Source organism: Kitasatospora sp. NPDC051164, assembly GCF_044455625.1.
Lineage (GTDB): Bacteria > Actinomycetota > Actinomycetes > Streptomycetales > Streptomycetaceae > Kitasatospora.
Genome location: NZ_JBITFB010000032.1, coordinates 57,454 through 79,888, shown reverse-complemented (window position 1 = coordinate 79,888; position 22,435 = coordinate 57,454). Strand labels below are relative to the sequence as shown.

Below are 22,435 nucleotides of genomic sequence, written 5' to 3'. Positions count from 1 at the left end.
TGCGGCGGTTGGGTCGGTCTCACAACCCCTATGCGTTTTGTTCGGCCGTCCGGGTGCGGGTAGGCTGTGCCGTCTGCACTGGTGTAGTTGTGCCCCCTTGCGCCCTCTTTCGGGCGACACCCCTCCGGGGTGGACGGGGGCCGATTGTCGGACCCGGCCGCTACGGTGGGCCGGAGTCGTCACCGCACCGGTGTCGACGCTACGCACAACCCTCCTGCCACGGAGAGACCGTGGCCGCTGAGTCCAAAGGAGGTGGGTTACTCATGCGTCACTACGAGCTGATGGTCATCCTCGACCCCTCGGTCGAGGAGCGCGCTGTCGCCCCCCTGATCGAGAACTTCCTCACTGTCGTCCGCAACGGCGGCGGCAAGGTGGAGAAGGTCGACACCTGGGGTCGTCGCCGTCTGGCTTACGAGATCAACAAGCAGTCCGAGGGCATCTACTCGGTCATCGACCTCAAGGCCACGCCTGAGGTCGTCAAGGAGCTCGACCGCCAGATGGGCCTGAGCGAGTCGGTTCTGCGGACCAAGGTCCTGCGCCCGGACACCCACTGAGCCACCTCTGAGGCCTTCGGGTCTCGGGTAGCTCGCGTCCGCTGTTTCACGTGAAACAGCGGTGAACGGACATCTTCCCGAGAGGTCATCACCACCATGGCAGGCGAGACCGTCATCACCCTCGTCGGCAATCTCGTCGACGACCCCGAGCTGCGCTTCACCCCGTCGGGTGCGGCGGTCGCGAAGTTCCGCATCGCGTCCACCCCCCGCACCTTCGACCGTCAGACGAACGAGTGGAAGGACGGCGAGAGCCTCTTCCTCACGTGCAACGTCTGGCGGCAGCCGGCGGAGAACGTGGCCGAGTCGCTGCAGCGCGGCATGCGCGTCATCGTGCAGGGCCGACTGCGCCAGCGGTCTTACGAGACCAAGGAAGGCGAGAAGCGGACGGTCTTCGAGGTCGAGGTCGACGAGGTCGGCCCGAGCCTGCGCTCGGCGACCGCCAAGGTCACCCGGGCCAACCGCTCCGGCGGTCCTGGCGGCCCCGGTGGCGGCTTCGGCGGCCAGCAGGGCGGCGGCCAGGGCGGTGGCAACTGGGGCGGCGGTGGCGGCCAGCAGGGCGGCAACTGGGGTGGTAACTCCGGTGGCCAGTCCGGCCCCTCCGAGGACCCCTGGGCCTCCAGCGCCCCGTCCGGTGGAAACCAGGGCGGCAGCTGGGGCGCCCCGTCCGGCGGTGGCGGCGGCTTCTCGGAAGAGCCCCCGTTCTAAGAGCTGACAGATTTCGTGCGGCCCGGCCGCAGGCGTCCCCGGACGCCGGCCGGGCCGTGAACCCCAAATGGAGCACACAATGGCGAAGCCGCCTGCTCGCAAGCCGAAGAAGAAGGTTTGCGTCTTCTGCAAGGACAAGGTCAACTACGTTGACTACAAGGACACGAACCTGCTGCGGAAGTACATCTCCGACCGCGGAAAGATCCGTGCCCGCCGGGTCACCGGCAACTGCACCCAGCACCAGCGTGACGTCGCCACGGCCGTGAAGAACAGCCGTGAGATGGCGCTGCTGCCCTACACCAGCACCGCGCGCTAAGAGAGGGTGACCAAGTAATGAAGATCATCCTCACGCACGAGGTGCCGGGTCTCGGCTCCGCCGGCGAGGTCGTCGAGGTCAAGGACGGCTACGCCCGCAACTACCTGGTCCCGCGTGGCTTCGCCATCCGCTGGACCAAGGGCGGCCAGAAGGACGTCGACGCCATCCGTCGCGCCCGCAAGATCCACGCGATCCAGACCCTCGAGGCCGCCAACGAGGTCAAGGGCAAGCTGGAGGGCGTCCAGGTCAAGCTGGCCGTCCGTTCGGGTGAGGCCGGCCGTCTGTTCGGCTCGGTGACCCAGGCCGACGTCGTCGAGGCCATCAAGGCCGCCGGCGGCCCGGCTGTGGACAAGCGCGCCGTCGCGATCGCCTCGCCGATCAAGACCGTGGGCACCCACAAGATCTCGGTCAAGCTGCACTCCGACGTCCAGGCCAACCTGGACATCGCGGTCGTCGCTGCCTGAGTTCCCCCCGCAGTGGCCTGAGGGCCGGACTCCTCCGGGAGTCCGGCCCTCGGTCGTTCCCGGGCGCGCGGGCTACCCGCGCACGGCCCCGGTGACCAGCCACTTGCCGCCACGGGCGCGCCAGACCAGGAAGGCGGCGCGGACCAGCATGAACAGGTTCATCGCCCACCAGAGCCCGGCCAGCCCGGCGCCGTTGGCCGGGACGGCGAAGGCCGCCGGGGCGAACACCGCCAGGGTCGCGAGCGCCGCCCAGGCCAGGTACGGGCCGTCCCCGGCTCCCATCAGCACCCCGTCCAGCACGAAGACCAGGCCGGCGACCGGCTGGCTCAGCGCCAGCAGCAGCAGGGCGGTGTCCAGCTGCGCCCGGACGGCCGGATCGGGCGTGAACAGCGGGACGTACAGCGGGCGGGCGGCGACCACCAGCAGGCCGAGCACCACCCCGGAACCGACGCCCCACTCGACCATCCGCCGGGTGGCGGCCCTGGCACCCGGGGCGTCCGTGGCGCCCAGGTAGCGGCCGATGATGGCCTGGCCGGCGATCGCGATGGCGTCCAGCGCGAACGCCAGGAAGCTGAACAGCGTCATGGTGATCTGGTGCGCGGCCACCTGGTCGTCGCCCAGCCGGGCGGCCACCGCGGTCGCGATCATCAGCACCGCGCGCAGGCTGATCGTCCGGACCAGCAGCGGGCCGCCGGCCTTGGCGCAGGCCCGGATGCCCGTCGCGTCCGGCCGCAGTGAGGCTCGCTCCCGGCGGGCGCCGCGGACCACCACGACCAGGTAGACGGCGGCCATCGCGGTCTGCGCGAGCACGGTGCCCCAGGCCGAACCGGCCACCCCGAGGCCGGCGCCGTACACCAGACCGACGTTCAGGCCGATGTTGGCGGTGAAGCCCGCAACGGCCACCAGCAGGGGCGTCCGGGTGTCCTGGAGTCCGCGCAGCACGCCGGTGGCGGCCAGCACCATGAGCATCGCCGGGATGCCCAGGGAGCTGATCCGCAGATACGTCACTGCGTAGGGCGCGGCGGTCGGCGAGGCACCCAGGACGTCGGCCACCCAGGGAGCCGCCAGCACGGTCAGCAGGACCACCGGGAGGGCCAGGCCGAGGGCGAGCCAGATGCCGTCGATGCCCTGCTGCACGGCGCCCCGGCGGTCCCCGGCCCCGATCCGGCGGGCGACTGCCGCGGTGGTGGCGTAGGCGAGGAAGACGAACACGCCGGTCGCGGTGGTGAGCGCGGCGGAGGCGACGCCGACCCCGGCCAGCTGGGGGGTGCCGAGGTGGCCGACGATCGCCGAGTCGGCCATCAGGAAGAGCGGCTCGGCGACCAGTGCGCCGAAGGCCGGGACGGCCAGGGCGAGGATCTCCCGGTCGTGCCGGCGCCGGTCGGGGGCCGACGATGTGTCGTTGGGCGGCGAGGCGGTCATGGGCTCCAGGCTACTCATCCACAGGTAATGGATCACAGTGGGTTGTGGCCATTACTCGAAGTCCTGAGCGACGCTGTTCGCACGCTCCGTGCCCACAGCCGTTCGGAGGTGTGTGAAGAATTTCTCATGCACAGGCCTCGGAAGGGGTAATCCCAGGTCAGCAAGTTGACGGTGGATCGATCGTCTGGTTATCCACAGGGACGTCCACAGGGGTGTCCACAGCTTTGCGGCAGTTCTCCACAGGTCGGGGCCGCTCATCCACACCCCCTGTGGATAACCGCCTTGGCGCAAGGCCGTCCGGCGCCTTAGCGTGGGCTCTCCGCCCGACACTCCCGCCGCCCCGGCGTCCGATTTGTCGGGGCCGTGGCGTACAAAGAGGAGCGGATCCGATCCACCCAGCCACCGGCAAGCCCGCTCCAAACTCGCACCACTCGCTGATCGGGGAACACGCGTGACCGGCCCCCAGTACGACGACCACGACGCCCCGCCGCCGGAGGAGGACTGGCAGACCGCGGAGGACCCCTTCCCGGCCACCGCCTTCGATGACGCGCCCTTCCCGGACGGCCCCGGCGACCGGCTCCCGGTCTCCCACAGCCGCGGCGGCCAGGGTGGCAAGGGCGGTGGCCGCGACGGCTTCCAGAAGGGCGGCTCCCAGGGCGGCAAGGGCGGCCGGAACGGCTCCTCGCGCGAGGGCGGCCGGCGGGAGGGCGGCTGGCAGCGCCGTGGCGAGGGCGACGGAGAAGGCGGCGTGGACGGCTTCGAGCGCGTCCCCCCGCAGGACCTCGCCGCCGAGCAGTCCGTCCTCGGCGGCATGCTGCTCTCCAAGGACGCCATCGCCGACGTGGTCGAGGTGCTCAAGCCCGCCGACTACTACCGGCCCGCGCACGAGATGGTCCACGGCGCGATCCTCGACCTCTACGCCCGGGGCGAGCCTGCCGACCCGATCACCGTGGCCGGCGAGCTGACCAAGCGCGGCGAGCTGCAGCGGGTCGGCGGTGCCTCGTACCTGCACACCCTGGTCAACTCCGTCCCGACCGCGGCCAACGCCGAGTACTACGCCCAGATCGTCCACGAGCGGGCCGTGCTGCGCCGCCTGGTCGAGGCGGGCACCCGGATCGCCGGCATGGGCTACGCGGCCGAGGGCGACGTCGACGAGATCGTCAACGCCGCCCAGGCGGAGATCTACGCCGTCACCGAACAGCGCACCAACGAGGACTACGCGCCGCTCGCCGACATCATGGAGGGCGCCCTCGACGAGATCGAGGCGATCGGCTCCCGGCAGGGCCAGATGTCCGGCGTGCCGACCGGCTTCGCCGACTTCGACGCGCTCACCAACGGCCTGCACCCCGGCCAGATGATCGTCATCGCGGCCCGCCCCGCCATGGGTAAGTCCACCCTCGCGCTGGACTTCGCCCGGGCCTGCTCGATCCAGAACAAGCTGCCGAGCGTGATCTTCTCGCTCGAAATGGGGCGCAACGAGATCGCCATGCGTCTGCTCTCCGCCGAGGCCCGGGTGGCGCTGCACCACATGCGCTCCGGGAACATGACGGACGACGACTGGACGAGGGTCGCCCGCCGGATGCCCGACGTCAGCGAGGCGCCGCTGTTCATCGACGACTCGCCGAACCTGTCGATGATGGAGATCCGCGCCAAGTGCCGCCGGCTCAAGCAGCGCAACGACATCAAGCTGGTCGTCATCGACTACCTCCAGCTGATGCAGTCCGGCGGCTCCCGCCGGGCCGAGAACCGCCAGCAGGAGGTCTCGGACATGTCCCGAAACCTCAAGCTGCTGGCCAAGGAGCTGGAAGTCCCCGTCATCGCGCTCTCCCAGCTGAACCGTGGCCCCGAGCAGCGCACCGACAAGCGGCCGATGGTCTCGGACCTGCGTGAGTCGGGCTCGATCGAGCAGGACGCCGACATGGTCATCCTGCTGCACCGCGAGGACGCCTACGAGAAGGAGTCCCCGCGCGCCGGCGAGGCCGACCTGATCGTCGCCAAGCACCGTAACGGTCCGACCGCGACCATCACGGTGGCCTTCCAGGGCCACTACTCGCGCTTCGTCGACATGACCCGGGACTGACCCGGGTTCGAGCCCTGCTTCGGCGCGGCTCCGGGGGAGTGCTTCACCGCGCCGGTGGTGCCTTCGGGTCCCCTTCGGCGCCCCGCGCGGATGGGCCGGAGCGGGCGGGCCGGTCCATCCGACGGCTCGGGAGCCACCGTGCGGTTCGAGACGGAGTCCTACGATGTCGCCCAGGCCCTCGTCGGCACCGGCATCGCCGTGGCCCTGGTCTCCCGCCTGGCCCTGACCCACGCCCGCGGCACCACCCACCGCGAACTGGCCCGGCCCAGGTCCTACCGCCAGATCTACGCCGTGACCAAGTCCGACGCCGGCCTCACACCCCTCGCGGACAAGCTCGTCGACCTCCTGCACGACGTCGCCCGCGACACCACCGCCACCTGGGAGGCACCCCCGCAACGCACACCCGACCCACCGGGCGGAGCCTGACGAAGTCCCGGCTCGGACGTCCCAGAAGGCTCCGCCACCTTCGCGAGACGGACGGCGGCCGCCACGACCACCCCGGCCGGGGCGGCCGGGGCGGCCGGAGGGTGGTTCAGACGGTTACTCAGACGGTGACGGTGGCGCGGAAGAGCGTGGTGCCGGTGCCGGAGAGGCGGGTCGCGGTGCCGGTGGCGGGGAGGAAGGCGGACTGGCCGCGGGCGAGGTCCAGGACGGTGCCGTCGGCGGCGGTGAGGCGGGCGCGGCCCTCGGTGCAGAGCAGGATCTGCGGGGTGCGGCCGTCGATCGCGCGCTCGACGCCGTCCAGCGCGAAGCGGGACAGCCGGAACTCGTCGATCGGGACGGGGTAGAGCTCCTCGCCCGGGGTGGCCTCGACCGGGACGGGGGCCGGCACCTCGGGGTCGCCGGCCTCGAAGACCACGACCTTCAGCAGCTCCGGCACGTCGATGTGCTTGGGGGTGAGGCCGGCCCGCAGCACGTTGTCGGAGTTGGCCTGCAGTTCGACGCAGACGCCGGACAGGTAGGCGTGCGGCACCCCGGCGCCCAGGTAGAGCGCCTCGCCGGCCCGCAGCCGGAAGTGGTTGAGCAGCATGCCGGCGATCAGGCCGCGGTCGTCCGGGAAGTCCTCGGCGATCCGGGCGTACGGCGCGTAGTACCAGTCCGGATCACGGGCGTCGCACTCCGCCAGCACCTCGGCGGTCTCCCGGACGGTCTTCCGGGCGGTCTCGTCGTCCATGGTGAGGATGGCGGCCAGCGTGCCGCGCAGCGCCTCGGACTCGTCCTCGACGCACAGCAGGTCGATCAGCGGGTCCAGTCCGGGCACCCCGAGCCGGGCCATCAGCTCGGCCGCCTCGGCGGGCCGGCGGAAGCCGCACAGGCCCTCGAACTCGCCCAGCGCGCAGACCATTTCGGGCTTGTGGTTGGCGTCGCGGTAGCTGCGCTCGGGGGCGTCCAGCGGGATGCCGAGGGCGTTCTCGGCGGCGAAGCCGGCGCGGGCCTGGTCGAGCGTGGGGTGGGCCTGGATGGACAGCGGGGTGCCCGCGGCGAGGACCTTGAAGAGGAACGGCAGGGTCGGGCCGAACCGGGCCACGCTCGCGGCGCCCAGCTCGCCCTCGGGGTCGGCCGCGATCAGTTCGTCCAGCCGGCGCGGGCCGTCCCCGCGGTCGGCGCGGGACGGGTCGCCGGGGTGGGCGCCCATCCACAGCTCGGCCTGCGGTTCCCCGGTCGGCTGCTGCCCGAGCAGCTCGGGCAGGGCCGTGAGCGACCCCCAGGCGTACGGGCGGACGGTGTTGACGAGCCTGTCCATGCGCGCGGTCCTACTCCTTCGCTGTCTGGCGGGTGTGCCGGATCGCCGGGGGCGGGCCCGGCGGTGCGGGCGGTCCGGGCACGGGCAAGGGCATCGACCCTAGCCGAACGGTGTCACCCACGGGGAAACGGTGGGCGTCAGGTGGGAGTGCCGTGGTCGGACCGGTGGTTCCCGGGCGCGGTAGTAGGATGCCAGGACGCAGTAGTCTCCGCCCTGCGCGCAGTTCTCCACCGTGGTCACCCCGCCGGAGGGCTGCCGGTGGAGCCGCGTTCCAGAGTGCGGGCGACGGTGTTCTGAGATTCCCCGCCATCGGCCGAGAGGTTTGTACGTGACCGTGAACCAGCAGAGTTTTGCTGATCTCGGCAGGGTCCTGGTGATCATCCCGACCTACAACGAGGCGGAGAACGTCGAGCGGATCGTCGGCCGGGTCCGTGCCGCGGTGCCCGAGGCGCACGTCCTGGTCGCCGACGACAACAGCCCCGACGGCACCGGTGAGCTCGCCGACAAGCTGGCCGTCGAGGACCCCCACGTGCACGTCATGCACCGCAAGGGCAAGGAGGGCCTGGGCGCCGCCTACCTCGCGGGCTTCCGCTGGGGCATCGACAACGGTTACGACGTCCTGGTCGAGATGGACGCGGACGGCTCGCACCAGCCCGAGGAGCTGGACCGGCTGCTGGGCGCGCTGCGCGGCGCCGACCTGGTGCTGGGCTCGCGCTGGGTGCCGGGCGGCCGGGTGGTGAACTGGCCGAAGTCGCGGCTGCTGCTCTCGCGCGGCGGCTCGACGTACTCCCGGCTGATGCTGGGCGTGCCGATCAAGGACGTCACCGGCGGCTACCGGGCGTTCCGCAAGGAGACCCTGCTGGGCCTGGGCATGGACGAGGTCGCCTCGGCCGGGTACTGCTTCCAGGTCGACCTGGCCTGGCGCACGGTGAAGGCCGGATTCAAGGTCGCCGAGGTGCCGATCACCTTCGTCGAGCGCGAGCTGGGCGCGTCCAAGATGAGCCGCAGCATCGTGGTCGAGGCGCTGTGGCGGGTGACCTCCTGGGGTCTCGCCGACCGGCTGGCCCGGCTGCGCGGTGCGAAAAAGCGCTGAACGACTGACCGATTCGCTCGGGTGAAGGGCCCGTCTGCTGGTGACAGCAGGCGGGCCCTTCCGCATGTCCGGGGACGGAATCTCCAGGGGCGGGACGTCCGGGGGCGGGCGGCCCCGAGGGTCAGCAGCCGCCGCTCTTGAGGGCGCTCTCGGGCAGGTGGCGGTCGGCCCAGACGGCCAGTTCATGGAGGGCGGGCTTGAGCGCGACGCCGCTCTCGGTGAGCCGGTAGCTGACTCGCAGCGGCGGGCCGGCGTCGACCTCGCGGACCAGCAGCCCGGCCTCGGCCAGCTCGGTCAGCCGGTCGGAGAGCATCCGCTCGCTGATGCCCGGGACGGCGCGGCGCAGCTCGGAGAAGTAGGCCGGGCCGCTGTTGTTGAGCACGCCCAGCAGCATGCCGGTCCAGCGCTTGCCGAGCAGGGTGAACACCCGGCCGAGGGCCAGGTCGATGTTCTGGCAGGCGCCGTGGGCCGCGACGTCGCACGCGTCGGTGGCGGTCGGGACTCCGTCGGTGACTACCTCGTGCTGGGCCATGGATCCAGCGTACTCGACCGTCACTAGTGACTGCAGAAAAGTAAGCTGCTACCTTACTTGCAGCTGCAGCGAAAACGGCAGCTACTAATTCTCTGGAGGTCAGCCATGCCCACGCTTCTGCACATCGACTCCTCCGCGGTCGCCGACGGCTCCGTCTCCCGCGAGGTCACCGCCGCCTTCCGGGCCGCCTGGCAGGCCCAGCACCCCGAGGGCACGGTGATCTACCACGACCTCGCCGCCGACCCGATCCCGCACCTGGACGTGCACGGCATCAGTGCCGGATTCGCCCCGGCCGAGACCCACAGCGCCGAACAGGCCGCCGCCTTCGCGCTGCGCGAGGAGCTGATCGGCGAGCTGGAGCGGGCCGACGCCGTGCTGATCGGCAGCCCGATGTACAACTTCACGATCCCGTCGACCCTCAAGGCCTGGCTGGACCAGGTGATCCTGGTCGGCCGCACCGCCGGCGAGGCGCCCTCCGCCAAGGGCACCCCGGTCACCGTGGTCGCCTCCCGCGGCGGCTCGTACGCGCCCGGCGCCCCGCGCGAGCCGTTCGAGTTCGTCACCACCTACCTGGAGAAGGTGCTGACCGCGCTCGGCCTGGAGGTCGACTTCATCGTCCCGGAGTTCACCATGGCCCCGGTCGTCCCGGCGCTGGCCGAGTTCATCCCGAACGCCGCCGAGTCCAAGGCCCGGGCCCTGGAGCAGGCCGCCCGCCGGGCCAAGGAGCTCGCCGCCTGAGCCATGGCGTGACGTGAGCCGGATGGCGCGCCCAGCCGGGCGCGCCTTCCGTGGAATCGGGCACCGGTACTCCCATGCTGAGGGCGCAGGAAATCCGACCGCCGTGCAGAGGGAGCAGCCCGTGACGTCGTCCCCGCCCGAGGAGAGCGCCGGCGCGGAGCCCGCGGACACCTCACCCGCCGCGTTCCCGGAGGCCGAGCGGCCCGCCCGGCCGCTGGAGGTCGCCGTCTTCACCGGCCCCGAGTCGGCCTTCTTCGCCACCTCCGCGCTGATCCTCGGCGAGCAGGCCGCGATCCTGGTGGACGCCCAGCTCACCCGCAGCGCCGGACGCGAACTGGCCGAGTGGATCGCCGGCAAGGGCCGCCGGCTCCTCGCCATCGTGGTCACCCACCAGCACCCCGACCACTACTTCGGCGCCGAGGAGGTGCTGAAGCTCTTCCCCGACGCGCGGCTGCTGGCCGCGCCGGCGGTGGTCGAGGGCATCCGGCGCACCGCCGCCGCCAAGGTCGCGCAGTGGAAGCCGGTGTACGGCGACGACATCCCGGACCACCCGCTGATCCCCGCCCCGCTGCTGCCGCAGCCGCTCATGCTGGACCGCCAGGTGATCCCCGTCCTGCTGCTCGGCCAGGGCGACTGCGGGAACTCCACGGTCGTCCACGTGCCGAGCATCCGGACCGTGATCGCCGGGGACTTCGTCTACAACGGCACCCACGTCTGGACCGCCGACACCACCCCGGCCCAGCGCACCACCTGGGGGCACAACCTCGGCCGGATCGCCGACCTCGGCGCGGACCGGGTGATCGCCGGGCACCGGGCCCCCGACCAGGGCGACGACACGGCCCGGGTGCTCGCCTTCACCGGCGAGTACCTGCAGGACTTCGACCGGCTGCTGGCCGAGCACCCGCACGACCCGGAGGCGCTGGTCACCGCGATGAACCGGCGGTACGGGGAGCTGACGCTGCCGGCCATCCTGGAACTGGGCGCGGCGGCCAACACCGCCCGGTCGGCGGCGGAGAACGGAACCATCGGCGCGGAGATCGTCGACGCGGAGATCGTCGAGTCGGAGATCATCGACGCCGAGATCGTCGAGGACGACCCGGCCGACTAGGGTCCGCCGCGGCCGGGCGGATACTGGCCGCATGACGCCGTACGACGTGATCGTTCCGGCGGGCGGGGCCGCCCGGCGCCTCGGCGGGGCCGACAAGCCCGGCCTGACGGTGGGCGAGACCACCCTGCTCGACCGGGTGCTCGCCGCCTGCGCGGACGCCCGCACCACCGTTGTGGTCGGCCCGGTCCGGCCGACCGCGCGCACCGGCGTCCGCTGGACCAGGGAGCAGCCGCCCGGCGGCGGGCCGGTCGCCGCCGTCGCGGCCGGGCTCGACCTGGTCACCGCGGACACCGTGCTGCTGCTCGCCGCCGACCTGCCGTTCCTGGACCGGCGGACCGTGCACCGGCTGGCCGCCGCCCTGGACGGGGCCGGGCCGACCGTGGACGCCGCCGTGCTGGTCGACGCGGGCGGCCGCGACCAGCCGCTCGCCGCCGCGTACCGCACCGCCCCGCTGCGCGCCGCGCTGGCCGCCCTCGGCGACCCGGCGGGCCGGCCGCTGCGCCGCCTGGTCGGCGGGCTGGCGCACCTGCGGGTCGCCGACACCGACAACGTCGCGTACGACTGCGACACCTGGGAGGACCTGGAGCAGGCCCGGGAACGCGACCGGAACTGAGCCGCACGACGCCGGTCACCGGGCTGTGAGCGAAATGACGCGCCCCGCACACGGGGCGAACACCTCCGGGAAACCGCCGATCAGGCAGCATGGGCGCATGGAGCGCACGCTGGATGACTGGATCGCCGAGGTCAAGGCCGACCTGGGCATCGACCTGGACGTGGACGTCCGAGGTCTGCTCGACATGGCCCGGGTGGTCGCGCACGGGGTGGCCCGGCCGGCCGCGCCGCTGACCGCCTTCCTGATCGGCTACGCCGCCGCCCAGCGGGGCGGCGGGTCGGAGGCCGTCGCCGAGGCCGCCCGACGGACCGAGGCCCTCGCCGAGGGGTGGGGCGCCGCCGACCGGCCGGGCGAGCGGTGAGCGCCGTCGGGCAGACGACCGTGGCCGCCCCGTCCACCGGCCCCGCCGTGTCCGGCTGGCCCCGGGCCCGCGAGACCGCGCGCCGGGCCGGGCTGCGCCCGCTGCCCGGGATCGGGCTGCCGCTGGCCGAGGCGCTCGGCCACACCCTCGCCGAGCCGCTCGGGGCGCTGACCGACCTGCCCGCCTTCGACACCTCCGCGATGGACGGCTGGGCGGTCGCCGGGCCCGGCCCGTGGCGGGTCGCCGGCCGGGTGCTGGCCGGACCGGCCGAGCCGGCGCCGCTGGCCGACGGCACCGCCGTGGAGATCGCCACCGGCGCCCAACTGCCGTCCGGGGCCACCGCCGTCCTGCGCCGCGAGCACGGGCGGACGGACGGCACGCTGCTGCGCGACTGCGGCCCCAGACAGTTGACCACCGGCCAGGACGTCCGGCCGCGCGGCCAGGAGTGCCGCCGGGGCGAGGAGCTGCTGCCGGAGGGCACCCTGGTCGGGCCGGCCGTGCTGGGCCTGGCCGCCGCCTGCGGCCACGACCGACTGGTCGTCCGCCGCCGTCCGGTCGTCCAACTGCTCGTCCTGGGTGACGAGTTGCTCGCATCCGGGATCCCCGGCCCGGGCCTGGTCCGGGACGCGCTCGGGCCGCTGCTGCTGCCCTGGCTGCGGGCCGCCGGCGCCGAGGTCGCCGACGTGCGGTACGTGCGCGACGACTTCGGACTGCTCCGGGACGCGCTGCGGCACTCCACAGCCGACATCGTGGTCACCACCGGCGGGACGGCCGCCGGGCCGGTCGACTTCCTGCACCGGGCGCTCGACGAGGCCGGCGCCCGGCTGCTGGTGGACGGCGTCGCGGTCCGGCCCGGGCACCCCATGCTGCTGGCCGAACTCCCCGGCGGGCGCCACCTCGTCGGCTTGCCGGGCAACCCGCTGGCCGCCGTCGCCGGCATGGTCACGCTCACCCTGCCCCTGCTGCACGCCCGCAGCGGACGGGCCGCCGGTGCCCCCGCCCTCGCGCCCGCCGCGGCCGCACTGCCCGGGCACCCGGCGGACACCCGGCTGCAGCCCGTCCGGCGCACGGCCGAGGGCGTCGTCCCGCTCGCCTTCGACGGGCCCGCGATGCTGCGCGGGCTCGCCCGGGCCGAGGCGCTGGCCGTGGTCCCGCCCGGCGGAGTGGCGGCCGGGGAGACGGTCGAGCTGCTGGAGGTGCCGTGAGCGGGGACAGCCGGGCCGGCGCATGAGCCGCCTGCGGGGCACTCGGGCGCCGGGCACCGAGCCGTGGGCGGACGCCGGGATCGTGCTGCCCGCCCGCCGGTCCGAGCCCGCCGTACGGCAGGTCGGCTTCCGGCTGCTGCTGGCGCTCGCCGTCCTGGTCGCCACCACGCTGATCGTCTACGTCGACCGGGACGGCTACAACGACAACGCCGGCGGCGGGCTCAGCTTCCTCGACGCGGCGTACTACGCGACCGTGACGCTCTCCACCACCGGGTACGGCGACATCACCCCGTTCAGCGACGGCGCCCGGCTCACCAACATCTTCGTGGTCACCCCGCTGCGCGTGCTGTTCCTGATCATCCTGGTCGGCACCACGCTGGAGGTGCTCACCGAACGGACCCGCCTGCAATGGCGGTTGAACCGCTGGAGGTCCACCGTGCGCGAGCACACCGTCGTCATCGGGTACGGGACGAAGGGCCGCAGCGCCGTCGACACCCTGCTCGGGCAGGGGGTGAAGAAGGAGGAGATCGTCGTCGTCGACCCGCAGCGCAAGGTGATCGACCACGCCGCGCAGCACGGCCTGGTCGGGGTGGTCGGCGACGCCACCCGCACCGACACGCTGGTGCGCGCCGCCCTGCCCACGGCGGCCCGGGTGGTGGTCGCACCGGAGCGGGACGACACCGCCGTGCTGATCACGCTGACGGCACGCCAGCTGAACCGCAACGCCACCGTGGTCGCCGCCGTGCGGGAGGACGAGAACGCCCCGTTGCTGCGGCAGAGCGGCGCCGACGTCGTGGTCACCAGCTCCAGTTCGGCCGGACGGCTGCTCGGGCTGTCGATGCTCAGTCCGCACGCCGGGGCGGTGATGGAGGACCTGCTGACGTACGGCAACGGGCTGGACGTGGTGGAGCGCCCGGTCACCCGGGCCGAGGCCGGGCACAGCCCGCGCCGGTGCGAGGACCTGGTGGTCGCGGTGGTCCGCGGCCGGCGGGTGATCAACTACACCGAGCCGGAGGCCGCCGTGCTGCAGCTCACCGACCGGGTGATCGTCATCAAGTCGACCGGTTGACGCGGGCTCTGCCCCGCGGAGCGCCCTGACGCGCAGTAGGTTCGGGACATGCATGCGATGACGATTCCCGTACCCGGCGGCCCCGAGGCACTGGTGTGGGCCGAGGTGCCCGACCCGGTGCCCGGCGAGGGCGAGGTCCTGGTCGAGGTGGCGGCCACCGCCGTCAACCGTGCCGACCTGCTCCAGCGGCAGGGCTTCTACAACCCGCCGCCCGGCGCCTCGCCCTACCCGGGGCTGGAGTGCGCCGGGCGGATCGTCGCGCTCGGGCCGGGGGTGTCCGGCTGGGCGGTCGGCGACGAGGTGTGTGCGCTGCTGGTCGGCGGCGGCTACGCGGAGCGGGTCGCGGTGCCGACCGGGCAGCTGCTGCCGGTGCCCAAGGGGCTGAGCCCCGAGCAGGCCGCGGCGCTGCCGGAGGTCGCCTGCACGGTGTGGTCCAACGTCTTCCTCACCGCGCACCTGCGGCCCGGCGAGACCGTGCTCCTGCACGGCGGCGCGAGCGGCATCGGGACCATGGCGATCCAGCTGGCCAAGGCGATCGGCGCGCGGGTCGCGGTCACCGCGGGCAGCGCCCAGAAGCTGGCCCGGTGCACCGAACTGGGTGCGGACATCGCGATCGACTACCGCGAGCAGGACTTCGTCGAGGCGCTCCGGGAGGCCACCGACGGGGCCGGGGCGGACGTGATCCTGGACATCATGGGCGCCAAGTACCTGCAGCGGAACGTGGACGCGCTGGCGGTCAACGGGCGACTGGTGATCATCGGGCTGCAGGGCGGGGTGAAGGGCGAGCTCGACCTCAACGCGCTGCTGCGCAAGCGGGCGGCGGTGATCGCCACCAACCTGCGCGGACGGCCGCTGGCGGAGAAGGCGGCGATCGTGGCGGCGGTGCGGGAGCACGTGTGGCCGCTGGTCGAGTCCGGGGTGGTGAAGCCGGTGGTGGACCGGGTGCTGCCGCTGACCGACGCGGGCGAGGGGCACCGGGTGCTGGAGGCCGGGGAGCAGGTCGGGAAGGTCGTGCTGCGGGCCTGAGGGGCGGCCGGCCTGAGGAGCGGCCGGGGTGAGGAGCGGCCGGGGTGATGCGGTGGCCTGGGTGATGGGCGGGCGGCTCTTCGAATGTCCGAAATGCCTGAATTATCGGATCGTGCGAGGCTGGTCCGGAGCTGTCCCGCCGCCGACCCCGCCCCCGGGCGCGGCCGGCCGTCGGAAGGACTCCGACCGTGGCCGCATCACCGCACGCACACCTCGGGCCGCTGCCCGTAGCGCCGCACCACCGTCGTACCCGTCGCCGCTCCGGCCCGGGCCGCGCCCAGCGGCTGTTCGCGGCGGCCGTGCTGGGGCTCACGCTCCCCCTGGCCGCCGCGTCGGCGGCGGTGGCGATGCCCTCGCCCTCGACGGGGGTGACGCCTTTCCCTTCGCCTTCTCCTTCACTTCCTCTCCCGCCTCCTTCCTCCGCCCCTGCTCCGACCCCGGACCTTGCGGCAGGGGCGCCGAGCGCGGCGGCGACGGCGCCGGAGTCCTCGACCGCGCCCAGGCCGGCGGCCGCGCCGCCGCAGCACCCGGCACCCCGCCTGCACCAGGGCGGCGACGGCCCCCGAGCCCACCGGCACCGCCCGGCGTCCCTGCCGGAACGGCCCGACGCCACCGTGGAACAGGCCCCGGACCAGGCCCCGGACCAGGCGACCGACCAGGCCCCTGGCCAGGCCGTCGACCAGGCTCCCGAGCAGACCCAGGACCAGGGCGTCAAGGCCGACCAGCCGGTGGCCGACCAGCCGGTGGCCGACCAGCCGGTGGCCGACCAGGCAGACCCGGGCGCCCCGGATCCGGCGGCCCCTGGCGACGCCGTCGCACCGGACGCCGTCACGGCCGCCTCCGGCCGGCCCGTCGCGGCCGCCAGCCTCCCGATCGTCCTCCCCGCCCGCTGGCAGGACGCCTCCACGACCCAGCTCCCGCTCGGCGTCGGCCTCGGGCTGATCGGCTGCGGCCTGGGGCTGATCGGCGTGCGGCTGCGGAAGGGCTGAGCCGGGGCGGCGGCCGCCCCGGCGTCGGCCCGCAGCCGGGGGAGAGCGGTGCGCTACCGGGCGTGCGCAGCCGGTTCCCGGCGCGCGCGGGTGCGGCTGCGCGGGGTCCGGTCCCCGGGGCGGGCCGGAGCGACGGCCTCCGGTGGGGGTGGAGGTTCGGTGCGGGTTCCGTGGGGTGGGCGCGGTGGTGGGCGGCCGGCCTGCGGGGCGCGGGATCTGAGTACCCGTACGGATTCCCGCGCGGCGCGTGGGGGCGTACCGTCGTCACGGGTGGCGCAGGACGGCGGGACGAACGGGGGCTTCCGCCCGACCAACCCCAGTGAGAGAGAATGTTGTTCATGACGAATCCGATGAACGAGCGCTCGTCGCAGGAGCCCTACCAGGCCGCCGGCGGGCAGTCGCAGGACGGCCAGAAGGTGCTGATCGTCGGACCGGACGGGATGCCCGTGGGCCAGGGCTTCGCCGGCCCGGCGGGGGAGGGGGACGACGACATCGACATGCCGCGCGAGCTCCCGGTGACCGAGATGGTCGAGCAGCCCGCCAAGGTCATGCGCATCGGCAGCATGATCAAGCAGCTGTTGGAGGAGGTCCGGGCGGCGCCCCTCGACGAGGCGAGCCGGGTCCGGCTGAAGGACATCCACGCGAGCTCGATCAAGGAGCTCGAACTCGGCCTGGCCCCGGAGCTGGTCGCCGAGCTGGAGCGGCTGTCGCTGCCGTTCACCGAGGACACCATCCCGACCGAGGCCGAGCTGCGGATCGCCCAGGCCCAGCTGGTCGGCTGGCTGGAGGGCCTGTTCCACGGCATCCAGACCGCGCTGTTCGCCCAGCAGATGGCGGCCCGGGCCCAGCTGGAGCAGATGCGGCGGGCGCTGCCGCCGGGTCTGCACGGCGGGGACCAGGACGAGGACGAGCCGGGCCAGGGCCGCGGCATCCGCTCCGGCCCGTACCTGTAGTCCGGTACCCGGCGGCAGGTCCGGCGGCCGCCGGACCGGACGTACCACGACGACCCGTCCCGGGCCGCGTCGCCGGGATCCGGCGCCGGCGGCCCGGGCCCAGGAGCGGCCCTGGGCCGATCACCGTCGGCGCGAGCCGATACCCTGACCCCTGTCGCAGGCCGGTCGGGCCGCCGCGACAGGGGTCCGCCAGGCCAGCGGGCCGGGCCCACCAGCACGGACGAGACCGAACGTCACGGGTTGCGGCAGCACGGCCGCGCCGAGGGGGAGCAGAGGACCATGAGCGAGCACGGCAACGCGGCGGTCGAGGGCTTCTCCCTGGGCAACGGCCGTTATGTGCTGCAGCGGCTGCTGGGCGAAGGCGGCATGGCGTCCGTGCACCTCGCCTACGACAGCGTGCTGGACCGGCAGGTCGCGCTGAAGAGCATGCACAGCGAACTGGGCCGGGACGACTCGTTCAAGGAGCGGTTCCGCCGCGAGGCCCAGGCAGTGGCCCGGCTGGAGCACCCGAACATCGTCACGGTGTACGACAGCGGCGAGGACATCGCCCCGGACGGCTCCAGCACGCCGTACATCGTCATGCAGCTGATCGACGGCCAGGGCCTGCGCGAGGCGATCAACGAGGCGATCGGCCAGTACGGCGCGATGCCGACCGAGGCGGCCCTGAAGGTCACCGTCGGCGTGCTGAACGCGCTGGAGGCCTCGCACGACATGGGCCTGGTGCACCGCGACATCAAGCCCGGCAACGTCATGTTCGACCGCAAGGGCAATGTCAAGGTCATGGACTTCGGCATCGCCCGGGCGCTGGAGTCCGGCGTCACGTCGATGACGCAGACCGGCATGGTGGTCGGCACCCCGCAGTACCTCTCGCCCGAGCAGGCGCTCGGCAAGCCGGTGGACGCCCGCTCCGACCTGTACTCGGTCGGCGTGATGCTCTTCGAGATGCTCACCGGCCAGCTGGTCTTCGACGGCGACTCGGCGTTCTCGATCGCCTACAAGCACGTCCAGGAGGAGCCGCCGGCGCCCTCCGCCCTCAACCGCTCGGTCACCCCCGAGGTGGACGCCTTCGTCGCCCAGGCGCTGCGCAAGGACCCGGCGCACCGGTTCCAGAGCGCGGCGGCGATGCGGGACGAGGCGGAGCGGCTGATCGAGGCCGCGAAGGGCGGCGGCAGCGGGCACAAGCTGCAGGCCAGTACCCCACTGGTGATCAACGAGGGCCCGCGTTCGGTGCACGCCGCCCCGCAGGCTCCGCACACGCCGCCGCCGCAGTACCCGCAGCAGGGGCAGCAGCCGCAGTACCAGACGCCGCCGCCGGCCTACCAGACGCCGCGTCCGCAGGCCCCGCACACCCCGCACCCGCAGTACCTCCAGCAGGGGCAGCAGCCGCAGTACCAGACGCCGCCGCCGGCCTACCAGACGCCGCGTCCGCAGGCCCCGCACACCCCGCACCCCTTCGCCCAGCAGGCGCACACCCCGCCGCCGCAGCCGATGCCGCCGTACCAGCAGCCGAAGGCGTCCGGCGGCGGTGGCTGCTCGACGGCCGTGGTCGTGGTCGGGATCATCGTCGGCGTGCTCGTGCTGGCCGGCATCATCATCGCGATCGTGGTCAACAACGCCGACAAGAAGACGAATGGCAAGTTCGGCCACGCCGAGCGTCCGGCGAACGTCCTGGTGGTCGACCTGCCGGCCGACCGGAATGGCCGGCTCTGACGGATTCCGACCGGTTCACGGGTGCCACGGCTGCGCGCCGGAAGCGGTAGCGTTCGGGGATACGTAGGCGACAGGGCACCGCGATCCGAGCGAACGCCCGGGGCGAGGAGCGATGGCACAGACGCAGCAGCCGGATGACGACGCGGGTGCCCGAGCGGCCGGCCGGACCGGCGGGACGCCGAGGATTCCCGAGCCCGGCAGCGATGCCGCGACCTCGGCGCTGCCGCCCGTCTTCGGCTCCGGCGGCCCGCACACCCCCGGTCGCGGCACCGCCGCACCGCTGGGCACCGTCGGCGACGGCCGCTACCGGCTGACCCACCGGCTGGGCCGCGGCGGCATGGCCGAGGTGTTCGCCGCCGAGGACGTGCGGCTGGGCCGCACCGTCGCCGTCAAGCTGCTGCGCGGCGAGCTGGCCCAGGACGACGTCGCCCGGCTGCGGTTCACCCGCGAGGCGCACGCGGTCGCGGCGCTCAACCACCACTCGATCGTCTCGGTCTACGACACCGGCGAGGAGTACGTCGGGGACGAGTCCACGCCGTACATCGTGATGGAGCTGGTCGAGGGCCGGACCGTCCGCGAGCTGCTGGCGGACGAGGAGGCGCCGCCGGTCGACCAGGCGCTGATCATCATCGCCGGGGTGCTGGAGGCGCTCGCCTACAGCCACCGGCACGGCATCGTCCACCGCGACATCAAGCCCGCCAACGTGATCATCACGACCGCCGGCGCGGTCAAGGTGATGGACTTCGGCATCGCCCGGGCGCTGACCGGCGGGGCCACCACGATGACCCAGACCGGCATGGTCATGGGCACCCCGCAGTACCTCTCGCCCGAGCAGGCGCTGGGCAAGCCGGTCGACCACCGCTCCGACCTGTACGCGGCCGGCTGCATGCTGTTCGAACTGCTCACGCTGCGCCCGCCGTTCACCGGCGACACCCCGCTCTCGGTGGTCTACCAGCACGTCCAGGACCTGCCGATGCCGCCCTCGCAGGCCAACGGCCGGGTGCCGGTCGGCCTCGACCCGCTGGTGCTGCGCTCGCTCGCCAAGAACCCGGACGACCGCTTCCAGGACGCCGACGAGTTCCGTGCCCACCTGCAGCACGCGCTGCGCGAGATGCACGGCGCGGCCGGGGCCGGCTGGGTCGGCGCGGGCGGGGCCCCCGGCGACACCGGCGCGACCCAGGTGCTCCGGCCGGACCAGGCGGCGGCCACGGCGGCCTTCGGCGTGGTCCGCCCGGGCGACCAGACCTCCGTGCTGCCCTACCAGGGGGCGGGCGGCTCCACCCCCGCGACCTCCTACTCGGGGGGCGGCGGCCTGTACGGCGGTGGCGGCGAGGGCGACGACGACGACGGGCACGGTCGGCGGCGCGGGCCGTGGGCCTGGGTGGCCGGCGCCATCGCGGTGCTGGTCGCGGCCGGTGCCGGAATCGCGTTCGCGCTCAGCGGCGCCGACAACGGCGGCACCAAGGACCACGTCCTGCCTCCGACGCCCGAGCCGGTGGTCAGCACGACCGAGCCGACCACGCCGACCCAGAGCGGTCTGCCGAGCCCGCCGGCGTCGGTCTCCGGCAGCAGGAAGCCGCAGCAGCCGACCGAGCCCGGCAACAACAGCGGGAACAACACCGGGAACAGCGGCAACAACATGTCGCCGTCGGCGAGTTCGGGCAAGCACACGCCGACTCCGACGCCGACGCCGACCCCCACCCACTCCGCGACGGGCAGCTCGTCGGCGACTCCGACCGGCGGGTCGACCGGGGGGTCCACGTCGACCCCGGGCGGCGGGGGCGGCACGCCCACCAACCCGGCCCCGCCGAGCTCCACGAAGGGGCCGATCTCGCCGCCGACCCTCGGCTGAGCCGGTCAGTTGGCGAAGGCGTCCAGGACCTGCTCGTACTCCTGGCACCACCACGCCAGCTGGCCCGCCGAGGCGGGGTAGAGCGGGTCGGCCCGGTGGTCGGCCCGCTGGTAGCGCCACTGCAGCATCCAGAAGTCGTTCAGCCGCTCCCACCACACCCGGTGGGCGGCGGCAGCCAGGTGCTCGGAGGTGGCGGCGCCGGAGGCCCGGTAGGCCTGGGAGTAGCGGCGGACCCGGACCAGGTCGAGGACGCCCGATGCCCGGTCGTTGAACAGCAGGGTGGCGGCCCGGACGGCCTCCTCGGCGCGCGGCTGCGGGCCGAGCTTGTCCCAGTCCAGGACGGCGGCCACCCGGCCGCCCGCCGGGTCGTCGTCGTACAGCAGGTTGAGGCCGTGGAAGTCGCCGTGGGTCCAGCCGGTGGGCGGGGCGGCCTGCGGGGCGGGGCGGCGGTGGGCGTGTTCGGCGAGCAGTTCCAGCCGTTCCGTGAGCCGTTGCTGGACGAGCGCGTCCAGTTCCCCGTACGGGCGGTGCTCGCGGGCGCGGCGCCGCAGGTCACGGGCGAGTTCGGCGCTGTCGGCGGGGTCGGCGCTGCGGTAGCCGGCGGGCGGGTCGAAGGGGGCGCAGACATCGTCGAGCGCGCCGTGCAGCCGGCCGAGCAGCGCGCCGAGCGCCTCGCACTGGGGGAGGTCGAGCTCGGTACCGTGCCGGTGTCGGCCGTCGGTCCACGGGAACAGCGCGAACAGCCGGCCGCCCCAGCCGGCCATCGTGCCCGAGCGTCCGGCGCAGGCCAGCGGGGGTGCGACGGGCAGTCCGAGGGTGTTCAGCGCGGCCATCGCGCGGTGGTGGGCGAAGATCTTGGGACGGCTGGCGGTGGCGGTGTCGACGTAGCACTTCAGGAAGTACGGACCGGCCTCGGTGATGACCCGGTACCCCCGGTTCAGCAGGCCTTCGGCGACCGGTTCGGCGGTCAGCAGGCGCCCCACCCGGTAGCGGGTCAGGACCTCGGCGAGCGCGGTGTGCGGGACGGGCGGGCTGAGGGTCCCCATCGGCGGTGCGGAGAGGTCGGGGCGGGCCGGGGCGCAGGCGAGGGTCTGGCTGAAAGTCACAGCCAGAGGTTATGGCCCCCTGGCGGGGGCCCTTGACAAACCGTCAGACCTGTGAAACTTCCACGTCAGTGCTGGTGGTCGGCCTGGTGCCGCGCCACGAAGGCCGCCGCTTGGGTGCGTCGCTCCATGCCCATCTTGGCGAGCAGACTGGAGACGTAGTTCTTCACCGTTTTCTCGGCCAGGTGCAACTCGTTGCCGATCTGACGATTGGTCATCCCCTCGCCGATCAGGTCGAGGATCCGCCGCTCCTGCTTGGTGAGTTGGGCCAGCCGTTCGTCCTCCTTCTCGCCGCCGTCGCGCAGTCGGGCGAGCACCCGGCTGGTGGCGACCGGGTCGAGCAGCGAGCGGCCGGCCGCGACGTCCCGGACGGCGGTGATCAGGTCGGTGCCGCGGATCGCCTTCAGGACGTAGCCGGAGGCGCCCGCCATGATCGAGTCGAACAGTGCCTCGTCGTCCGAGAACGAGGTCAGCATCAGGCACTTGATGTCCGGCAGCCGGGACCGGATCTCGCGGCAGACCTCGACCCCGTTGCCGTCCGGCAGCCGGACGTCGAGCACCGCGACGTCGGGGTGGACCGCAGGGATCCGGGTGAGCGCCTCGGCGGCCGTGCCGGCCTCGCCGACCACCTCGATGTCGTCCTCGACCGAGAGCAGATCGTGCACACCCCGCCGGACGACCTCGTGGTCATCGAGCAGGAATACCCTGATTTGTCCGTTGTCAGTCACGTCCAAAGCCTCCCATATCGCCATACGAAAGACCTATCACTCGCAACGCCGTGACGACGTGATCCGGCCA

At 73.3% G+C, this 22,435-nt stretch carries 21 protein-coding genes and 1 pseudogene; 17 read left to right on the top strand and 5 right to left on the bottom strand.

Annotation, left to right across the window (positions count from 1 at the left end; translation table 11 throughout):
• Nucleotides 1-263: 263 nt before the first annotated feature.
• The 4 genes from rpsF to rplI all read left to right on the top strand — a co-directional run bounded on the left by rpsF (nucleotide 264) and on the right by rplI (nucleotide 2,039).
• Complete coding sequence (gene rpsF / locus ACIBEC_RS37075; protein WP_360502466.1) at nucleotides 264-554, top strand: 30S ribosomal protein S6; 291 nt, start codon at nucleotides 264-266, stop codon at nucleotides 552-554.
• 96 nt (nucleotides 555-650) lie between these two features.
• Nucleotides 651-1,259, top strand: coding sequence for a single-stranded DNA-binding protein (locus ACIBEC_RS37070; protein ID WP_360502464.1), 609 nt, complete (start codon nucleotides 651-653; stop codon nucleotides 1,257-1,259).
• Between the two features lie 79 nt (nucleotides 1,260-1,338).
• Nucleotides 1,339-1,575: a 30S ribosomal protein S18 gene (gene rpsR, locus ACIBEC_RS37065; RefSeq protein ID WP_030059640.1), complete on the top strand. Its 237-nt coding sequence runs from the start codon at nucleotides 1,339-1,341 to the stop codon at nucleotides 1,573-1,575.
• Between the two features lie 17 nt (nucleotides 1,576-1,592).
• Nucleotides 1,593-2,039, top strand: a complete 447-nt coding sequence (gene rplI, locus ACIBEC_RS37060) for a 50S ribosomal protein L9 (RefSeq protein ID WP_360502462.1) — start codon at nucleotides 1,593-1,595, stop codon at nucleotides 2,037-2,039.
• Between the two features lie 72 nt (nucleotides 2,040-2,111).
• Here rplI and ACIBEC_RS37055 read toward each other — a convergent pair whose 3' ends face one another.
• On the bottom strand, nucleotides 2,112-3,461 hold the full coding sequence (locus ACIBEC_RS37055) for an MATE family efflux transporter (RefSeq protein ID WP_360502460.1): 1,350 nt from the start codon (nucleotides 3,459-3,461) through the stop codon (nucleotides 2,112-2,114).
• 451 nt (nucleotides 3,462-3,912) lie between these two features.
• Between ACIBEC_RS37055 and dnaB the strand changes: the two genes are divergently transcribed.
• The gene (dnaB, locus tag ACIBEC_RS37050) at nucleotides 3,913-5,541 is read left to right on the top strand and encodes a replicative DNA helicase (RefSeq protein WP_360502457.1); all 1,629 of its coding nucleotides are present in this window, start codon (nucleotides 3,913-3,915) and stop codon (nucleotides 5,539-5,541) included.
• 138 nt (nucleotides 5,542-5,679) lie between these two features.
• A complete protein-coding gene (locus ACIBEC_RS37045) occupies nucleotides 5,680-5,967 on the top strand; it encodes a LysR substrate-binding domain-containing protein (protein WP_360502454.1) in 288 nt (95 codons plus the stop codon).
• 118 nt (nucleotides 5,968-6,085) lie between these two features.
• On the opposite strand, the gene manA is transcribed toward ACIBEC_RS37045, so the two are convergent.
• Nucleotides 6,086-7,285, bottom strand: coding sequence for a mannose-6-phosphate isomerase, class I (gene manA / locus ACIBEC_RS37040; RefSeq protein ID WP_360502452.1), 1,200 nt, complete (start codon nucleotides 7,283-7,285; stop codon nucleotides 6,086-6,088).
• Between the two features lie 328 nt (nucleotides 7,286-7,613).
• On the opposite strand from manA, the gene ACIBEC_RS37035 reads away from it, so the two are divergent.
• On the top strand, nucleotides 7,614-8,378 hold the full coding sequence (locus ACIBEC_RS37035; RefSeq protein WP_360502449.1) for a polyprenol monophosphomannose synthase: 765 nt from the start codon (nucleotides 7,614-7,616) through the stop codon (nucleotides 8,376-8,378).
• A 121-nt stretch (nucleotides 8,379-8,499) separates the two neighbouring features.
• Here the strand turns inward: ACIBEC_RS37035 and ACIBEC_RS37030 are convergent, their stop codons facing one another.
• The gene (locus ACIBEC_RS37030; protein WP_360502446.1) at nucleotides 8,500-8,910 is read right to left on the bottom strand and encodes a helix-turn-helix domain-containing protein; all 411 of its coding nucleotides are present in this window, start codon (nucleotides 8,908-8,910) and stop codon (nucleotides 8,500-8,502) included.
• Between the two features lie 105 nt (nucleotides 8,911-9,015).
• On the opposite strand from ACIBEC_RS37030, the gene ACIBEC_RS37025 reads away from it, so the two are divergent.
• From ACIBEC_RS37025 to ACIBEC_RS36980, 10 genes and pseudogenes are all read left to right on the top strand, one after another.
• A complete protein-coding gene (locus ACIBEC_RS37025; RefSeq protein ID WP_360502443.1) occupies nucleotides 9,016-9,648 on the top strand; it encodes an NAD(P)H-dependent oxidoreductase in 633 nt (210 codons plus the stop codon).
• Between the two features lie 121 nt (nucleotides 9,649-9,769).
• Complete coding sequence (locus ACIBEC_RS37020) at nucleotides 9,770-10,756, top strand: MBL fold metallo-hydrolase (protein WP_360502441.1); 987 nt, start codon at nucleotides 9,770-9,772, stop codon at nucleotides 10,754-10,756.
• Nucleotides 10,757-10,787: 31 nt separating this feature from the next.
• Nucleotides 10,788-11,730: pseudogene (locus ACIBEC_RS37015) on the top strand (NTP transferase domain-containing protein).
• 20 nt (nucleotides 11,731-11,750) lie between these two features.
• Nucleotides 11,751-12,935 (top strand): molybdopterin molybdotransferase MoeA, encoded by a 1,185-nt coding sequence (locus tag ACIBEC_RS37010; RefSeq protein WP_360502438.1) that lies wholly within the window; start codon nucleotides 11,751-11,753, stop codon nucleotides 12,933-12,935.
• A gap of 22 nt (nucleotides 12,936-12,957) precedes the next feature.
• Nucleotides 12,958-14,004 (top strand): potassium channel family protein, encoded by a 1,047-nt coding sequence (locus ACIBEC_RS37005; RefSeq protein WP_360502435.1) that lies wholly within the window; start codon nucleotides 12,958-12,960, stop codon nucleotides 14,002-14,004.
• A gap of 48 nt (nucleotides 14,005-14,052) precedes the next feature.
• A complete protein-coding gene (locus tag ACIBEC_RS37000; protein WP_360502433.1) occupies nucleotides 14,053-15,030 on the top strand; it encodes an NAD(P)H-quinone oxidoreductase in 978 nt (325 codons plus the stop codon).
• Between the two features lie 188 nt (nucleotides 15,031-15,218).
• On the top strand, nucleotides 15,219-16,019 hold the full coding sequence (locus tag ACIBEC_RS36995; RefSeq protein ID WP_396289918.1) for a hypothetical protein: 801 nt from the start codon (nucleotides 15,219-15,221) through the stop codon (nucleotides 16,017-16,019).
• Nucleotides 16,020-16,357: 338 nt separating this feature from the next.
• Nucleotides 16,358-16,972: a bacterial proteasome activator family protein gene (locus ACIBEC_RS36990; protein WP_360502428.1), complete on the top strand. Its 615-nt coding sequence runs from the start codon at nucleotides 16,358-16,360 to the stop codon at nucleotides 16,970-16,972.
• A 279-nt stretch (nucleotides 16,973-17,251) separates the two neighbouring features.
• Nucleotides 17,252-18,682, top strand: a complete 1,431-nt coding sequence (locus ACIBEC_RS36985; RefSeq protein ID WP_360502427.1) for a protein kinase — start codon at nucleotides 17,252-17,254, stop codon at nucleotides 18,680-18,682.
• A gap of 112 nt (nucleotides 18,683-18,794) precedes the next feature.
• On the top strand, nucleotides 18,795-20,534 hold the full coding sequence (locus ACIBEC_RS36980; RefSeq protein WP_360502424.1) for a protein kinase: 1,740 nt from the start codon (nucleotides 18,795-18,797) through the stop codon (nucleotides 20,532-20,534).
• A 5-nt stretch (nucleotides 20,535-20,539) separates the two neighbouring features.
• Here the strand turns inward: ACIBEC_RS36980 and ACIBEC_RS36975 are convergent, their stop codons facing one another.
• Nucleotides 20,540-21,580 (bottom strand): phosphotransferase, encoded by a 1,041-nt coding sequence (locus ACIBEC_RS36975; RefSeq protein WP_396289935.1) that lies wholly within the window; start codon nucleotides 21,578-21,580, stop codon nucleotides 20,540-20,542.
• Between the two features lie 125 nt (nucleotides 21,581-21,705).
• Nucleotides 21,706-22,389, bottom strand: a complete 684-nt coding sequence (locus ACIBEC_RS36970; RefSeq protein WP_396289914.1) for a response regulator — start codon at nucleotides 22,387-22,389, stop codon at nucleotides 21,706-21,708.
• Between the last annotated feature and the right edge of the window lie 46 nt (nucleotides 22,390-22,435).

Bases quoted from the DNA above. Each gene is read 5' to 3' on its own strand.
- ACIBEC_RS36980 (WP_360502424.1), top strand. From the start codon at position 18,795: ATGGCACAGACGCAGCAGCCGGATGACGACGCGGGTGCCCGAGCGGCC.
- ACIBEC_RS37030 (WP_360502446.1), bottom strand. From the start codon at position 8,910: ATGGCCCAGCACGAGGTAGTCACCGACGGAGTCCCGACCGCCACCGAC.
- rplI (WP_360502462.1), top strand. From the start codon at position 1,593: ATGAAGATCATCCTCACGCACGAGGTGCCGGGTCTCGGCTCCGCCGGC.
- ACIBEC_RS37025 (WP_360502443.1), top strand. From the start codon at position 9,016: ATGCCCACGCTTCTGCACATCGACTCCTCCGCGGTCGCCGACGGCTCC.
- ACIBEC_RS37070 (WP_360502464.1), top strand. From the start codon at position 651: ATGGCAGGCGAGACCGTCATCACCCTCGTCGGCAATCTCGTCGACGAC.
- ACIBEC_RS36990 (WP_360502428.1), top strand. From the start codon at position 16,358: ATGACGAATCCGATGAACGAGCGCTCGTCGCAGGAGCCCTACCAGGCC.
- ACIBEC_RS36975 (WP_396289935.1), bottom strand. From the start codon at position 21,580: ATGGGGACCCTCAGCCCGCCCGTCCCGCACACCGCGCTCGCCGAGGTC.
- rpsR (WP_030059640.1), top strand. From the start codon at position 1,339: ATGGCGAAGCCGCCTGCTCGCAAGCCGAAGAAGAAGGTTTGCGTCTTC.
- rpsF (WP_360502466.1), top strand. From the start codon at position 264: ATGCGTCACTACGAGCTGATGGTCATCCTCGACCCCTCGGTCGAGGAG.
- ACIBEC_RS37005 (WP_360502435.1), top strand. From the start codon at position 12,958: ATGAGCCGCCTGCGGGGCACTCGGGCGCCGGGCACCGAGCCGTGGGCG.
- ACIBEC_RS37000 (WP_360502433.1), top strand. From the start codon at position 14,053: ATGCATGCGATGACGATTCCCGTACCCGGCGGCCCCGAGGCACTGGTG.
- manA (WP_360502452.1), bottom strand. From the start codon at position 7,285: ATGGACAGGCTCGTCAACACCGTCCGCCCGTACGCCTGGGGGTCGCTC.
- ACIBEC_RS37055 (WP_360502460.1), bottom strand. From the start codon at position 3,461: ATGACCGCCTCGCCGCCCAACGACACATCGTCGGCCCCCGACCGGCGC.
- ACIBEC_RS36970 (WP_396289914.1), bottom strand. From the start codon at position 22,389: ATGGCGATATGGGAGGCTTTGGACGTGACTGACAACGGACAAATCAGG.
- ACIBEC_RS36985 (WP_360502427.1), top strand. From the start codon at position 17,252: ATGAGCGAGCACGGCAACGCGGCGGTCGAGGGCTTCTCCCTGGGCAAC.